The 12914-nt window shown below is 70.4% G+C and carries 16 protein-coding genes; 1 reads left to right on the forward strand and 15 read right to left on the reverse strand.

Going from position 1 to position 12914, the window contains the following annotated elements:
* Positions 1-32: 32 nt before the first annotated feature.
* Positions 33-647, forward strand: a complete 615-nt coding sequence (locus tag AB0K21_RS32925; protein ID WP_343983485.1) for a hypothetical protein — start codon at positions 33-35, stop codon at positions 645-647.
* Between the two features lie 292 nt (positions 648-939).
* Here the strand turns inward: AB0K21_RS32925 and AB0K21_RS32930 are convergent, their stop codons facing one another.
* From AB0K21_RS32930 to AB0K21_RS33000, 15 genes are all read right to left on the reverse strand, one after another.
* A complete protein-coding gene (locus tag AB0K21_RS32930; RefSeq protein ID WP_343983481.1) occupies positions 940-1329 on the reverse strand; it encodes a hypothetical protein in 390 nt (129 codons plus the stop codon).
* 29 nt (positions 1330-1358) lie between these two features.
* Positions 1359-2519 carry a hydrogenase expression/formation protein HypE gene (hypE, locus tag AB0K21_RS32935; protein WP_364155546.1) on the reverse strand — a complete coding sequence of 387 codons (1161 nt, stop codon included), beginning with the start codon at positions 2517-2519 and terminating at the stop codon, positions 1359-1361.
* On the reverse strand, positions 2516-3643 hold the full coding sequence (hypD, locus tag AB0K21_RS32940; protein WP_343983475.1) for a hydrogenase formation protein HypD: 1128 nt from the start codon (positions 3641-3643) through the stop codon (positions 2516-2518). The genes hypE and hypD overlap by 4 nt, the downstream gene beginning before the upstream one ends.
* 6 nt (positions 3644-3649) lie before the next feature.
* Complete coding sequence (locus AB0K21_RS32945) at positions 3650-3901, reverse strand: HypC/HybG/HupF family hydrogenase formation chaperone (protein ID WP_343983472.1); 252 nt, start codon at positions 3899-3901, stop codon at positions 3650-3652.
* Entirely contained in the window at positions 3876-4268 is a 393-nt protein-coding gene (locus AB0K21_RS32950; protein ID WP_343983469.1) for a hydrogenase maturation nickel metallochaperone HypA, read from the reverse strand. The genes AB0K21_RS32945 and AB0K21_RS32950 overlap by 26 nt, the downstream gene beginning before the upstream one ends.
* 144 nt (positions 4269-4412) lie before the next feature.
* Positions 4413-4916 (reverse strand): hydrogenase maturation protease, encoded by a 504-nt coding sequence (locus tag AB0K21_RS32955; RefSeq protein WP_343983467.1) that lies wholly within the window; start codon positions 4914-4916, stop codon positions 4413-4415.
* Complete coding sequence (locus AB0K21_RS32960; protein ID WP_343983465.1) at positions 4913-6370, reverse strand: hypothetical protein; 1458 nt, start codon at positions 6368-6370, stop codon at positions 4913-4915. Before AB0K21_RS32960 ends, AB0K21_RS32955 begins: the two co-directional genes overlap by 4 nt.
* Positions 6367-6999: a DUF6084 family protein gene (locus AB0K21_RS32965; protein WP_343983462.1), complete on the reverse strand. Its 633-nt coding sequence runs from the start codon at positions 6997-6999 to the stop codon at positions 6367-6369. Before AB0K21_RS32965 ends, AB0K21_RS32960 begins: the two co-directional genes overlap by 4 nt.
* The gene (locus tag AB0K21_RS32970) at positions 6992-7648 is read right to left on the reverse strand and encodes a DUF5947 family protein (RefSeq protein ID WP_364155550.1); all 657 of its coding nucleotides are present in this window, start codon (positions 7646-7648) and stop codon (positions 6992-6994) included. The genes AB0K21_RS32965 and AB0K21_RS32970 overlap by 8 nt, the downstream gene beginning before the upstream one ends.
* Positions 7645-8235 carry a NifU family protein gene (locus AB0K21_RS32975; protein WP_364155552.1) on the reverse strand — a complete coding sequence of 197 codons (591 nt, stop codon included), beginning with the start codon at positions 8233-8235 and terminating at the stop codon, positions 7645-7647. Before AB0K21_RS32975 ends, AB0K21_RS32970 begins: the two co-directional genes overlap by 4 nt.
* Before the next feature lie 56 nt (positions 8236-8291).
* A complete protein-coding gene (locus tag AB0K21_RS32980) occupies positions 8292-10073 on the reverse strand; it encodes a nickel-dependent hydrogenase large subunit (RefSeq protein ID WP_343983453.1) in 1782 nt (593 codons plus the stop codon).
* Between the two features lies 1 nt (position 10074).
* Positions 10075-11151 (reverse strand): hydrogenase expression protein HypE, encoded by a 1077-nt coding sequence (locus AB0K21_RS32985; protein WP_343983449.1) that lies wholly within the window; start codon positions 11149-11151, stop codon positions 10075-10077.
* 63 nt (positions 11152-11214) lie between these two features.
* Positions 11215-11928 carry an SIS domain-containing protein gene (locus AB0K21_RS32990; protein WP_364155554.1) on the reverse strand — a complete coding sequence of 238 codons (714 nt, stop codon included), beginning with the start codon at positions 11926-11928 and terminating at the stop codon, positions 11215-11217.
* Positions 11915-12163, reverse strand: coding sequence for a HypC/HybG/HupF family hydrogenase formation chaperone (locus tag AB0K21_RS32995; protein ID WP_343983442.1), 249 nt, complete (start codon positions 12161-12163; stop codon positions 11915-11917). Before AB0K21_RS32995 ends, AB0K21_RS32990 begins: the two co-directional genes overlap by 14 nt.
* Complete coding sequence (locus AB0K21_RS33000) at positions 12160-12828, reverse strand: phosphoheptose isomerase (RefSeq protein ID WP_364155556.1); 669 nt, start codon at positions 12826-12828, stop codon at positions 12160-12162. The genes AB0K21_RS32995 and AB0K21_RS33000 overlap by 4 nt, the downstream gene beginning before the upstream one ends.
* Positions 12829-12914 lie beyond the last annotated feature (86 nt).

Genomic DNA, 12914 nt, shown 5'->3' on the forward strand with positions numbered 1-12914 from the left:
GCCGCAGGGTGATGGGGAGGGGGAGGTGCATGATGAGGCTCACGAGTCAGTGGGTGATCCTTCGCGTGCGCCGATACTGGCTGGGGCGGAATCCGCTGCGTCGTCGCTCCGATCGGCTGGAGGCGGCAGGTGTGCTCGTCACACTGGTTCTGTTGCTGCTCAGCGTCTGGCCTGCCGTCGTCGTGGGGCGGCTGGTCTACGAGAGGGGCCTGCGGGCCGAGCGAGCCGCTCCTGGCAGCTGCCGGCCGGTGACGGCGACCCTGGTACGGGACGCGCCGGACACCGTTCCCGCCGGGGGCGGGCAGAACGGCGTAAAGCCGGAATCGCACGCTCCGGCGCGGTGGAGGGCTCCGTCCGGGGAGCAGAAGACGGGCCAGGTGGCCGTGCCCGCGGGCACCAGGGCGGGTACGGCCGTGCGGGTGTGGATCGACGGCCGCGGCGAGCTGACCAGGCCACCGGCGAGCCATACGGGGACGCTGGCGGGCAGCGCGACCGCGGCCTTCCTGGTCGTCGCGGGGTCGGCGGTCACGCTGACGTCGGCCTTTCGGGTGTTCAGATGGTTGCTCGACAGAGGGCGGTACGCGGCGTGGGACGCCTCCTGGGCGGAGGCGTGCGCGCGGTGGCGCCGCCGCAAACCCGACGGGTAGCCCGCCTGGCAGGCAGGTTGACACGGAGTTCGCGGAACAGGCCCCTGCGGCCGGCTCGTCCGGAGTCGCTCGGTCTCCCCAAGTCCACGACGGCGTGCCGAACCTGACACCCAAGAGCAGACCAAGCTGACGAGGTACCACCGGCGCGATGACCGCGAGCCCTGACCGGGGCCGGAACGGCCGGCCCGGCCAGAGCACGCACGTCACCCACCTGGGCGAGGGGAGTGCCGGGCCTGCCCGGCGGGTGGTTCCGGGGGTGAAACGGTCACCTCGGGAGCGGAGCGGTCACGGCTCAGGGATTGTCCCTGGTTATGGTTTTCTGGGGGTTGACCCCGGTGATGTCCTCGGGACGGGAGACACCGTAGGGGCGTCCCTTATCGTCGGTTTCGAGCTTCTTGCGGCCTTTTTCGCCTTTGTGGGCGATCTTCTCGGCACCGCGGTGCTCACTGATGCCGACCCCGCGGGCGGATCGGGCCTTGGTGTCGGTGGCGGGGACGCCCTTGCGCTCCACGTCGGAGATCACACGCGCGGGGCCCTTGTCGTCCGGCGGGTGTCCGAAGGCCAGGTTGCCGGACCGCACCACCTCCTCGCTCGCGTGGCTCACGCCGGAGGAGCGATCCCGCTCGCTCGGGGCGTCCTTGCCGGGCCTGCCCGGGTGTTCGGATTTGTGTTTCTTGCTCATGTCGTGAAACCTCATGGATTCGCTTGTTCTCAGCAGATTCTCGGTAGCGGGTCGCCGACCAGCAGGTCGACGATGCGAGTCCCCCCGAAGGAGGTCCTCAGCAGGACCAGCCCCGGCGGGTCGTCGTTGATCCGCCCGATGATCGCCGCCTCGGAGCCGAGCGGGTGGGAGCGGAGGGCGGCCAGTGCCGCGTCGGCGAACTCCCCGGCCACCACCGCGACCATCCGGCCCTCGCAGGCGACATAGAGCGGGTCGATCCCCAGCAACTCGCACGCCCCCCGCACCGCCGGGCGGACCGGCACGGCGTCCTCGTCGAGCACGACGGCGACCTGTGAGGCACCGGCTATCTCGTTGACGATCGTCGCCACCCCGCCGCGGGTCGCGTCGCGCAGGCAGCGCACCGCGCCGTCCTCGCAGGCGTCCAGCAACAGGTCGGTGAGGGCGTTGAGCGGTGCGGTGTCGGAGCGCAGGTCGGCTTCGATGTCGAGCTCTCCCCGGGCCAGCATGACGGTGATCCCGTGCTCGCCGATCGGCCCGGACACGAGGACCGCGTCACCCGGCCGCGCGGCGGCGGCGCTCAGCCGGACGGGCCGCTCCAGCGTCCCGACGCCGGAGGTGGTCACGTAGCAGCCGTCGGCCTTGCCCCGCTGCACGACCTTGGTGTCGCCGGTGACGATCCACACGCCCGCCGTCCGCGCCGCCTGGGCCATCGAGGCGGCGATGCGCCGCAGGTCGGCGACGGGGAAGCCTTCTTCCAGGATGAATCCGGCCGACAGGTAGCGGGGGCGGGCCCCGCACATGGCCAGGTCGTTGACCGTGCCGTTCACCGCGAGGTCGCCGATGTCGCCCCCGGGGAAGAACAGCGGTGTCACCACGAACGAGTCGGTGGTGAAGGCGAGCCCGTCGGCGACCGCGCCGTCCTCCAGGGGCTCCAGCATCGGGTTGCGGAACGATTCCAGGAACACCGCCTCGATCAGGGTGTGTGTGGCCTTGCCACCGGCGCCGTGCGCCAGGGTGATGCGCTCCTCGCGTACGCGCGCCTTGCGGCGCCGCACCCGCTCGATCCGGTCCAGGACCTGCCGCTCCCGGTCAGCCGTGTCCGGGCCGTCCGCCCCGGTCGTCCGGTCCAGGACCTGTTGCTTCCCACCGGGCCCCTCGCCCGGCACGGCGTAACCCTCCCCTTCGTTCACCTCCGGGTCGCCTCCCTGACGCGCTCGCGCGAGAACCGGCCGAAGTTGTAGTACGCCGCGCAGGCGCCCTCGGACGAGACCATGCAGGTGCCGATCGGTGTCTCCGGTGTGCACGCGGTGCCGAACACCTTGCACTCCCAGGGTTTGAGCACTCCCTTGAGCACCTCGCCGCACTGGCACGCCTTCGGGTCGGCCACCCGCCCGCCGGGGATCTGGAAGATCCGCTCGGCGTCGAAGGCGGCGTACCGTTCGGCGACCCTGAGGGCCGAGTGGGAGATGAACCCCAGCCCGCGCCACTCAAAGTACGGTCGCAGCTCCATCACCTGGTTGATGACGTGCAGAGCCTTGGGGTTCCCGTCCCACGGGACCACCCGGGCGTACTGGTTCTCCACCTCGGAGCGCCCCTCGGCCAGTTGCGCGAGGAGGCGGTAGACCGTGTGCAACAGGTCCAGCGGCTCGAAACCGGCCACCACCAGGGGCTTGCCGTAGCCACGCGAGATGAACTCGTACGGCCGGCAGCCGATCACGGTGGAGACGTGGCCGGGGCCGATGAACCCGTCCAGACGCAGGTCGGGGGAGTCCAGGATCGCCTTGATCGCGGGGATGATCGTCACGTGGTTGCAGAAGATCGAGAAGTTCTCGACCCCCTCGGCCTCGGCGCGCAGGACGGTCATCGCCGTCGAGGGCGCCGTGGTCTCGAACCCGATGGCCATGAAGACCACCCGCTTGGCGGGGTTCTGCCGGGCGATCTTCAGCGCGTCCAGCGGGGAATAGACCAGCCGGATGTCGGCACCCCGCGCCTTGGCGTCGAGGAAGGAGCCGTTCCCGCCGGGTACCCGCATCATGTCGCCGAACGACGTCATGATCACATCTGGCTGCCCGGCGATGTGGATGGCGTCGTCCATCCGTCCCATCGGGATGACGCAGACCGGGCAGCCTGGGCCGTGCACCAGTGTGACGGCCTCGGGCAGGTAGTCCTCCAGGCCGTGCTTGTAGATCGTGTGGGTGTGCCCGCCGCACACCTCCATGAACTTGTAGTCGCGGCCCGGCTCGCAGAGTGCGGCGATCCGCGCGGCGAGCATCCGGGCCTTCTCCGCGTCGCGGTACTCGTCGACGAAACGCATCGACTCTCACTCCTCTTCGATCATGGATTCTCGGAGGGCCTCGATCTCGTCCTCGTACGCCTGGCCGATGCTCTCCAGGAAGTCGAGCGCGGCCCTGGCCTCCACCTCGTCGATCTTCGACAGCGCGAACCCGACGTGGATGAGGATCCAGTCGCCGGGTGCCACGAACTCGCCCTCCAGCAGGCCGATGTTGATGGCGCGCTTGACGCCGCCGACGTCGACCATGGCCAGGTCAGGACGGTCGGACAGGATCTCCACGATCTCCCCGGGAATTCCCAGGCACATGAGCGGCCTCCGCCATCTGGATGGATTCGAGGACGAGGTCGTCGCCGCCCTCGGTGTCGATATCGGTGCCGCCGCACCCCGCGCAGACGGCGAAGGGGTCGACGGAGGTGGACGTGCTCCCGCAGGAGCGGCAGGTCATCCGCACCGGGACGATGACCAGGTCCACTCTGGCGCCCTCGGCCACGGACCCGTCGGCGACCGCGGAGAACGCCTGGTTGATCACCGGTTCGGTGACCCGGAGCAGGGCGCCCGCGTGCACTCGCGCCCGCCGCACCCTCCTGCCGTCCGCCCGTTTCTCCACGGCGGCGAGGATCGCCTCGGCGATTCCGAATTCGTGCACGGCTGTTTCCTCTCGTTCGAGCTCGATGTCCCAGGGGCTGGATGTGTCACATGTTGCGCATCCTCAGATAGCGCTTGATATCGGGAAATGCCAGGTAGAGCAGTACGGCCGCTCCCGCCAGCGCCGACCCGGCCAGAAGGCGTCTCAGCATGTTCGTTCCTCCTCGTGTCCCGCGGCGGCGAGTGCCATCGCGATCTGTTGCCCGGCCAGTTCGACGACCAGGTCCGCCGCTCTGCCGACGGCGTCCGCGACCGGCGCGCTGAGCTCCATGCCCGGTGAGGTGTCGGCGGGCTGGCAGCCGACGAGCAGGACGCGGCCTGCCCCGCCACCGAGCGTGTTCACCAGCGACAGCACGGTCTCGGGTGTCATCGAGTGCGCGTCGGCGAAGGAGCCCGGCGTCTCGCCCGCCGTCGGTTCGAGGACGTACAGGGTGCCGGGCGGGCCGTCGCGGGATACCGCGTCGATGAGGATCGTGCTGTCGTACCCACCGCCGGTCAGCTCGTAGGCCAGGTGGATGCCCCGGATGCCGAAGTCCCGCAGCTCGACCTCTTCCGGCAGGTCGGTGTCTGCCAGGCGCCTGGCCACCGCGACCCCGAAACCGTCGTCGCCGAGGAAGACGTTCCCCACACCGGCCACCAGGATCCTCATGCGCCGGCCTCCTCGCCGAGCGATCCCTCCGAGGCGGAGCCGCCCGGGGCCGGTCCGCCGGTGGGTGAGTCGTCCGGGAGCGGCTCGACCTCGTCGGGGGCGAAGTAGAGGAACCGGCCGTGCGATCGGTGCAGGTCGGCGCCCGGGTCCTCGTCGAGGGTGACGGCCAGGTGGTGAGCGCCGTCGAGATCGAGGAGCACCGCCTCGACGCGTGCGGTCCTGCCGGCCAGGAACATGTCGTGGGCGTCGGCGCGCCGCCTGCCGGGAACCAGCCGGACCCTGCTGCCCCTGGAGACGGCCACCCCGCAGACCGTCACGCTGTCGGTCTCCGGCGAGACCGTGGCATCGCCCGCGGGGTCCCACCAGGGGGTGAGAACCTCCGGCCGACTCCGGGGGTCCCCCTCCTGCCACGGAGGTTCGGAGGACCGCTGGTCCGTGGTCGCGTCCACCGAGCGGATCGCGCCGTGCAGCCGCTCCACCAGCTCGGGCGGCATGCCGCTGACCATGTCGATGAGCTCGGCCACCCGGGGATCGGTCGCCCGGGCCTCCCGCGTCTCCTCGTCGGTGAGGGTGAGCGTGCGGAGGTGGAGCATCTCGTCGATCTCCGTGGAGTCGAACAGGGTGCCGGGGCTCTCCGGAGCGATGTCCGGGTGGTCGTAGAGGATGATCGGCGAGGAGAGCATCACGTCCCGGTGGCCGGGCTCGCCCACGAGTACGGGCCAGGTGTGCTCGTTGCGGCAGGTCTCCACGGCCGGCCGCGCCCATTCCGGCGGGTCGAGCAGGGAGACGAAGGCCCCGGCGGTCACCGCGATGAGCAGGTGCGCCGAGATCAGCGAATGCCGCAGCGCCTGCTCGCGCGGCGCGCCCAGCGGTTTCCAGTCGTCGGTGTTCGCCACCCGGGCGCGCAGCTTGACCAGTTCGTAGGGGCCGGGCACCAGTTCGGCGGAGACCCTGAGCTCGGCGTGGAGCGGCAGGTGTTCGGAGACGACGCGTCCCACGACCTCCCCGGACGGCGCCACGATCGGCTCGATCACGCGGTCCCCGGGAATCCGTACCTCGATCACCCGCTCGGGGGCGTCGAGCAGGCCCGCGACGGGGAGTACCGTCTCCACCTCCCGCTCGGTCGCCTCGTCGAAGCTGAGGTAGGTCCGCTGGCCGTTCCGCAGCTGCTGGACCGGCCAGTAGCCGTCGTCCTCGGCGCGCTCGACGTCGCGCGTCCTGAGGTGCAGGAAACGCAGGCTCAGGTGCGCCACGGCGTACGTGGCCCCCTCCAGGAGGCATTCGGTCACGCTGGCCGGGTGCTCGGCGGTCGCGGTGAATCCCGGCGGGACGAGCACCCCGAACTGCCAGCGCACCTGGTTCTTGGCCGCCGAGGCACGGTAGGGATAGAGCAGGTAGCCCTCGTACAGCACCGCGTCCGCCACCCGCCGGGCGATGTCCATCGGTACGCTCATCGCCGCGCCTCCTTGAGCAGTAGTTCCAGGGTCTCGTCCCAGCTGGTCAGGGCGCGGGCGGACTTGAAGCGGCCGAGTTCCCGAAGCGTGTCGCGCCGCAGCCGCAGCCACCCGGAATCCGGGAAGTAGCGGTCCATGAGCTCCCGCCACACCGCCACCGGCAGCCGGCAGCGGGCCTCGTGGTGCCAGGGCACCTGGCTCACCGAGAAGCCGCCCGGCACCCTGGCGAACACCGTCCCGCTGAAGAGCATGAGCATCGGGATCTCGCCCTCGTCCAGCGCGGCGAAGTACCTGCCCGCGGCCACCTCCAGGTCGTAGCCGCAGGGCACCGGCAGGTCGACCTCGGTACTTCCGGTGAACGCCGGGACCATGACCGAGACGTTGGCGAACTGCAGGGGCTTCAGCGTGTCGCCCCACCGGGACGGGTCGCCGAACAGGTCGCCGAGCAGCTCCGCCTCGGTGTCGCCGTACCGTCTCAGCTGCGGTTCCACCCGGATCTGGCAGCGGAGCGCGATGCTGTGCACCCCGTCGGGGGAGGGGTCGGTGACGCGCAGCCGGAAGACGAGCGTCGGGAAGGCGGCGTACGCCTCCGCCCGGACGCCCACGCAGTCGAACGCGCGCTCAGCCACGGCCGTCACAGCCCCTTGTCCGAGAGGCGCCCGGCACGGTGCGACCGCGGCCGCGCAGGTCGGCGAAGAAGCCCTCCATGGCCTCCCGTGCCTCCTGGCCGCCGTCGAAGCCCTTCCAGTGCAGCCGCACCAGGCCGACCAGCTCGTAGCAGGTGTCGATCGGCACCAGGTGGCAGGCGAAGCCGCCGTCGGGGCGGCGGTCCACCAGGAGCGCCTCCACGTCGGGCTGGACGTCGGCCATCGCCGGGTTGGCCGTCAGAACGCGCTCCCACGTCTCCAGCGGCAGCAGCGACTCGGTGGCGCCCGCCGGGCTCGGGTAGAAGGCGACCGTCCTGCCCAGCACGGAGTTGTGGAAGAAGAACGCCGTGCGGACCGGGATCTGCATCTCGTCCCAGTCGGCCGGGCTCAGCGGGAACCGCGGGTCGTGAAGGTAGCGTCGAGGCACGGCCCGGTAGCGTGCCCGGCCCCCCGTGCCACGAGTGAACAGCAGGTGGCAGGCCCGGCAGGCGCACAGCAGTCCCCGGGTCTCGACGTTCACGACGTGGCCGTGGTCCTCGCTGGCAGGCTCCGCGCACAGCTCGCAGAGCGTCACCGGCGGACCGCCCCTTCCGGGCGGCTCGCGGAACCTGCGCAGCCCGGTGGCCGTCACGGCACCGGTCCCGACACCGGTTCCGGCGCGGGCGTCCGCTCCGGCACCGGGCACGGGCCGGGCGCTCGGCGCTGGATCTGCAACAGCTCCGAGCGGTCGTCGGTCACCCCCTCGACCTCCACCCCGGACACCTCGGGAGCGGCCTGGCCGATGGCCCGCTCGATGGCGTCGGTCACGGTGAGCCGCGAGGACGGGCAGCCGTGGCAGGTGCCCTCCAGACGGAGTCGCACGATCCCGTCCTCGCCCACGCCGAGCAGCTCCACGCCGCCCTCGTGCGACCCCAGATAGGGCCGTACGCCGTCCAGCGCCTCGCGAACGCGCTCGACCGTGCTCAGCGGGTGCAGGTCGTGCAGCACCAGCAGGCCGGACACGAGCGGGTCGCCGACCAGGCGGCGCAGCACCTCGGCCGCCTCGGTCTCGGTGACGATCTCGACGACGCGCTCCAGACCGGCGCCGTACAGCTCGACGAGGGCCCGTACCAGGTCCTCGGCCTTGGCGCGGGTCACGGCGTCGCTCAGCGTGCCGAGGTCGGCGATCAGCGCCTCGACGCGATCGCCGGTCACCCGGATGTCATGGGCCTGCGGCATCCGCCAAGCCTCCTTTCCGGTGCCGGGAAGCGGTCGGCTCCCCGGCGGCCGCTGGGTCACCTGGCGTCGAAGGCGTGCGGGGTGTGCAGCCTGCGGAGCTCCTCGCCGCCGCCGAGGTACATGTGCACCCCGCACGGCAGGCACGGGTCGAAGCTCCGCACGGCGCGCATGATGTCGATGCCCTTGAAGTCCGCGGGCGGGTTCTCCTCGAAGATCGGTGTGTTCTGCACCGCGTCCTCGTAGGGGCCCGGTGTGCCGTGCACGTCGCGGACGCTGGCGTTCCAGGGGGTCGGCGGATACGGATGGTAGTTGGCGATCTTCCCGTCCCTGATCACCATGTGGTGGGAGAGCACCCCCCGTACGGCCTCGGTGAACCCGCAGCTGATCGTCTCCTCGGGGACGGTGAACGGCGCCCAGGTCTGGGTGTGGCCCGCGCGGACCTCGGCCAGGCCCTGCTCGACGAAGTGCAGCGCGCACGCCGCCGCGTAGGCCTGGAAGTAGGTGCGGGCCCGGTTGCGCTCCAGAGCGTTGGACAGCGGCTGGCCTTTGTACTCGGGGATCTTCCACTCGAACGTCTTCTCCGGTTTCAGCGCGGTCCGCGGCAGGTTGATCTGCACGCTGTGGCCGGTGGACCTGACGTAGCCGATGTCGACCTTCCCGGACAGCGCCGTCGACCAGAGCCTGGCGATGGGCCCGCCGCCGGTGTCGAGCGCGAGCGTGTTCTCCCCGTCGAACCAGCGGGGCGACATGACCCAGCTGTACTTGTCGCTGAAGTCGCGTTTCTGCGGGTGCGGAATGGTGTGCTGGTTCCACGGGTGCCGGATGTCGACCGGGTTGCCCAGCGGGTCGTGGGTGACGAACGGCTCCTGTCCCTGCCAGTCGTCGTAGTAGGAGCTGCCCAGCAGGATCCGGATGCCGAGGTTGATGTCGACCAGGTCGTTGGTGACCAGCCTGCCGTCGACGATCACCCCCGGCGTGACGAACATCTCGCGACCCCAGTCGCTCATGTTGCGGTAGGTGAAGTCGCAGTGCTCGGGGTTCTGGAAGCTTCCCCAGCATCCCAGCAGCACGCGCCTGCGGCCGACCTCCTCGTAGCCGGGCAGCGCCTGGTAGAAGAAGTCGAACAGGTCGTCGTGCATGGGCACGACCCGCTTCATGAACTCCACGTAGCGCATCAGCCGGGTCAGGTAGTCGGTGAACAACTGCACCGTCGCGACCGTGCCGACTCCGCCGGGGTAGAGCGTGGAGGGGTGCACGTGCCTGCCCTCCATGAGGCAGAACATCTCCCGGGTGGTGCGGCTCACCGCCAGCGCCTCGCGGTAGAACTCGCCCTCCAGCGGGTTCAGCGAGCGCATGATGTCGGCGATCGTCCGGTAGCCGTGGTCGCCCGCGTGCGGCGCCTCGGTGCGCTCGGCCATCGCCAGCACGCCGGGGTTGGTCTCGCGGACCATCTTCTCGCAGTAGTCGACCCCCACCAGGTTCTCCTGGTAGATGTTGTGGTCGAACATGTACTCGGCGGCCTCGCCGAGGTTGACGATCCACTCGCCCAGGGACGGGGGCCGCACCCCGTAGGCCATGTTCTGCGCGTAGACCGAGCAGGTCGCGTGGTTGTCGCCGCAGATCCCGCAGATGCGGCTGGTGATGAAGTGGGCGTCGCGCGGGTCCTTGCCCTTCATGAAGATGCTGTAGCCGCGGAAGATCGACGAGGTGCTGTAGCACTCGGCGACCTGCCGGTTCTTGAAATCGATCTTGCAGTAGATGCCGAGGCTCCCGACGATCCTGGTGATGGGGTCCCAGGCCATCTCCACGAGTTCCGGGTTCTGCTCCGATGTCGTCATGTCAGCTCCAGGGCGCCTTGTAGCCGGTCAGCAGCTCGCGCCCCTTGTGGCGCCATTTCGGTTCCTTCTCGACGGTCTTGGAGGTGATGCCGCGCAGGGTGCGGATGACCGTCCCGTACGCGCCGCTCACCGTCGAGGAGATGAGGGCGCCGGGAGGCTCGTCCATGAACGGCATGAACTTGTCGGGGAAGCCCGGCATCGTGCAGGCGATGCAGATGCCTCCCACGTTCGGGCAGCCGCCGATCCCGTTCATCCAGCCGCGTTTGGGGACGTTGCACCGGACGACCGGCCCCCAGCAGCCGATCTTCACCAGGCACTTCGGCGAGCCGTACTCGACGGCGAACTGGCCCTGCTCGTAGTAGCCGCCGCGGTCACAGCCCTCGTGGACGGTCTGGCCGAACAGCCACGTCGGTCGCAGCGCCTCGTCCAGCGGGATCATCGGCGCCTGCCCGGCGACCTGGTAGAGCAGGTAGAGGAGCGTCTCGGAGAGGTTGTCCGGCTGGATCGGGCAGCCGGGCACGTTGACGATAGGCAGGCCCGCCTTGGACCTCCAGTTCCAGCCCAGGTAGTCGGCGACGCCCATGGCCCCGGTGGGATTCCCGGCCATCGCGTGGATGCCGCCGTACGCCGAGCAGGTGCCCGCGCACACGATCGCGGTCGCCTTGGGCGCGAGCCGGTCCAGCCACTCGCTGGTCGTCATGGGCTGGCCGGTGTCGGGGTTGTTGCCGAAACCGCACCAGTACCCCTCCTGCTTGATCGACTCGTTCGGGATCGAGCCCTCGACGACCAGTACGAACGGATCCAGCTCGCCGCGATCGGCCTTGAAGAACCACTCGATGAAGACGTCCGCGCCCTGCATCGGCCCGGACTCGAAGTCGATCAGAGGCCAGTGCACGGCCACCTTGGGAAGCCCGGGAAGCGCGCCGAGCACGATCTCCTCGATGCTCGGCTGCGTCGCCGCGGTGAGCGCGACGGAGTCGCCGTCGCAACTCAGCCCGGCGTTGATCCACAGTATGTGGACGGTCGGTTCCTGCTGCTCCGGAGAGCTGCTGCTTGCCGCGTCTGTCGGCGCTGCCATGACGTCTCCCCACTCCTGGTGGATGTCTTCGTGGACCGTGAAGGGGGAGAGGAACGCCGGCTCTCAGCCGGGGTCGTGCATCCGCGGGATCGGTGCCGGTCCGAGCGCGTGCCGGGTGAGCTCCCACAGGACGTGATAGAGGGTGGTCTGGGCCTCCTGGATCCGGTGCACCGAGGAGGAGGGCACGACGAACAGGTGGGCCAGCACGCCCAGCTCGAACAGTTCGGTCAGCCTGCCGCCCCCTCCGCCGGCCAGCCCGACGGTGAGCATGCCCCGGCGGGCCGCCTCCTCGAACGCCCGGACGACGTTGGCCGAGCCGCCGCTCGTGGACAGGCCGACGGCGATGTCCCCCGGCCGGCCGAGCGCCGCGAGCTGCCTGGAGAAGACCACCTCGAACCCGACGTCGTTGGAGAGCGCGGTGACCACGGCGACGTCATCGGTCAGGGAGAGCGCGGGCAGGGCCGGGCCGCGGTGGGGGTGCAGGAAGGCGGTGGCGACCTCCTGGGCGTCGGTGCTGCTCCCGCCGTTGCCGAAGCTGAACAGCCGGCCGCCGGAGGCGAACCTCGCCGCCATCCGCCCGGCGCACGCGGCCAGCTCCGCCGCCGACTCCTCGCCCATCCGCCGGCGCAGCCGCACGATCTCGCCGGTCTTCTCCACCGCCGACCGTCTGGCCTCGGTCTCCGCCTCCGCGATGTCCGGTGTCCGTTGCTCGTACTCGTCGAGGAAGGGGTACAGCCCTCGGGTGCCCTCCGCGGGCGTTCCGTCAAGCGTGCTCATCGTCGTCCCCCCGTCCTTCGCTCCCGTGCGCGATCACGGCGATGGCCTCCCTGGCGTGTACGAGGACGGTGTCGCCCACCACCGGGTCGATCAGGGCCACGCTCACCTCTTCGAGGACCCCGCCGGCGTCGACGATCGCCAGCTCCCCCTCCAGCAGCCTGACCACCCTCACCGGCAGCGCCTGGTCGGAGCAGGTGATGCAGACACCGGCGGTGCAGTCCTCCGGCCCGTTCACCGGGACGCCCCTCGCGCGGGTGGGCCGAGCCGGTCGAAGAACACGTGGACCAGCTCCCACAGCAGGTGGTAAGCGGTGACATGGACCTCCTTGACCACGGCAGGGTCATCGGACGCGGCGACCAGGACGTGGTCGGCCACCTCGTCTCCGTGCCCGTCCCCATGGGCCTCGCCACAGGTCAGGGCGATGGTCAGCAGGCCCAGTTCCCCGGCGGTCCGCAAGCCTCGCGGAACGCTCGGGCACCGGTCGTCACGTGAGATCCCCAGGGCCATGTCGGAGGCGTCCGCCCAGTGGCGCACCTGGTGGGCGAAGACCTCGGCAGCGCCCCCACCGCCCCCGCCGCCCCCGCCGTTCTCACCGTCCCGGCCGATCGTTGTCGCGTCGTTGCCCAGTGCCACCGCCGCGAGCGCCCTCTTGCCCACGATGACCGGGTGCATGAACTCGACCGCGACGTGTGCCGCGTCCGAGCCGCCGTCGCCGAAAACGATCAGCTTGCCGCCGAGGTGGAACCTGGCGGCCATGGCCTGGGCGGCACGCGCGATGCGCTCCACGTCTCCCGCCAGGGCGCGCCCGGCGTGCTCCCGTCGCGCGAAGGCCGCGATGACCTCCGCCTCCGTGACCGGGGCGACGGCGGGCGGTGGTTGGGTACTCGGTGTGACAGGCATGTCAACGCTCCGTATTTTTCACGGTAGTCGCTACGTTACGATTGGCCGTTTCAGGGCCGACACCCTTGGCTCGACAACCAACGGCA

This window comes from Streptosporangium sp. NPDC049248 (assembly GCF_040678965.1).
GTDB lineage: Bacteria > Actinomycetota > Actinomycetes > Streptosporangiales > Streptosporangiaceae > Streptosporangium > Streptosporangium fukuiense.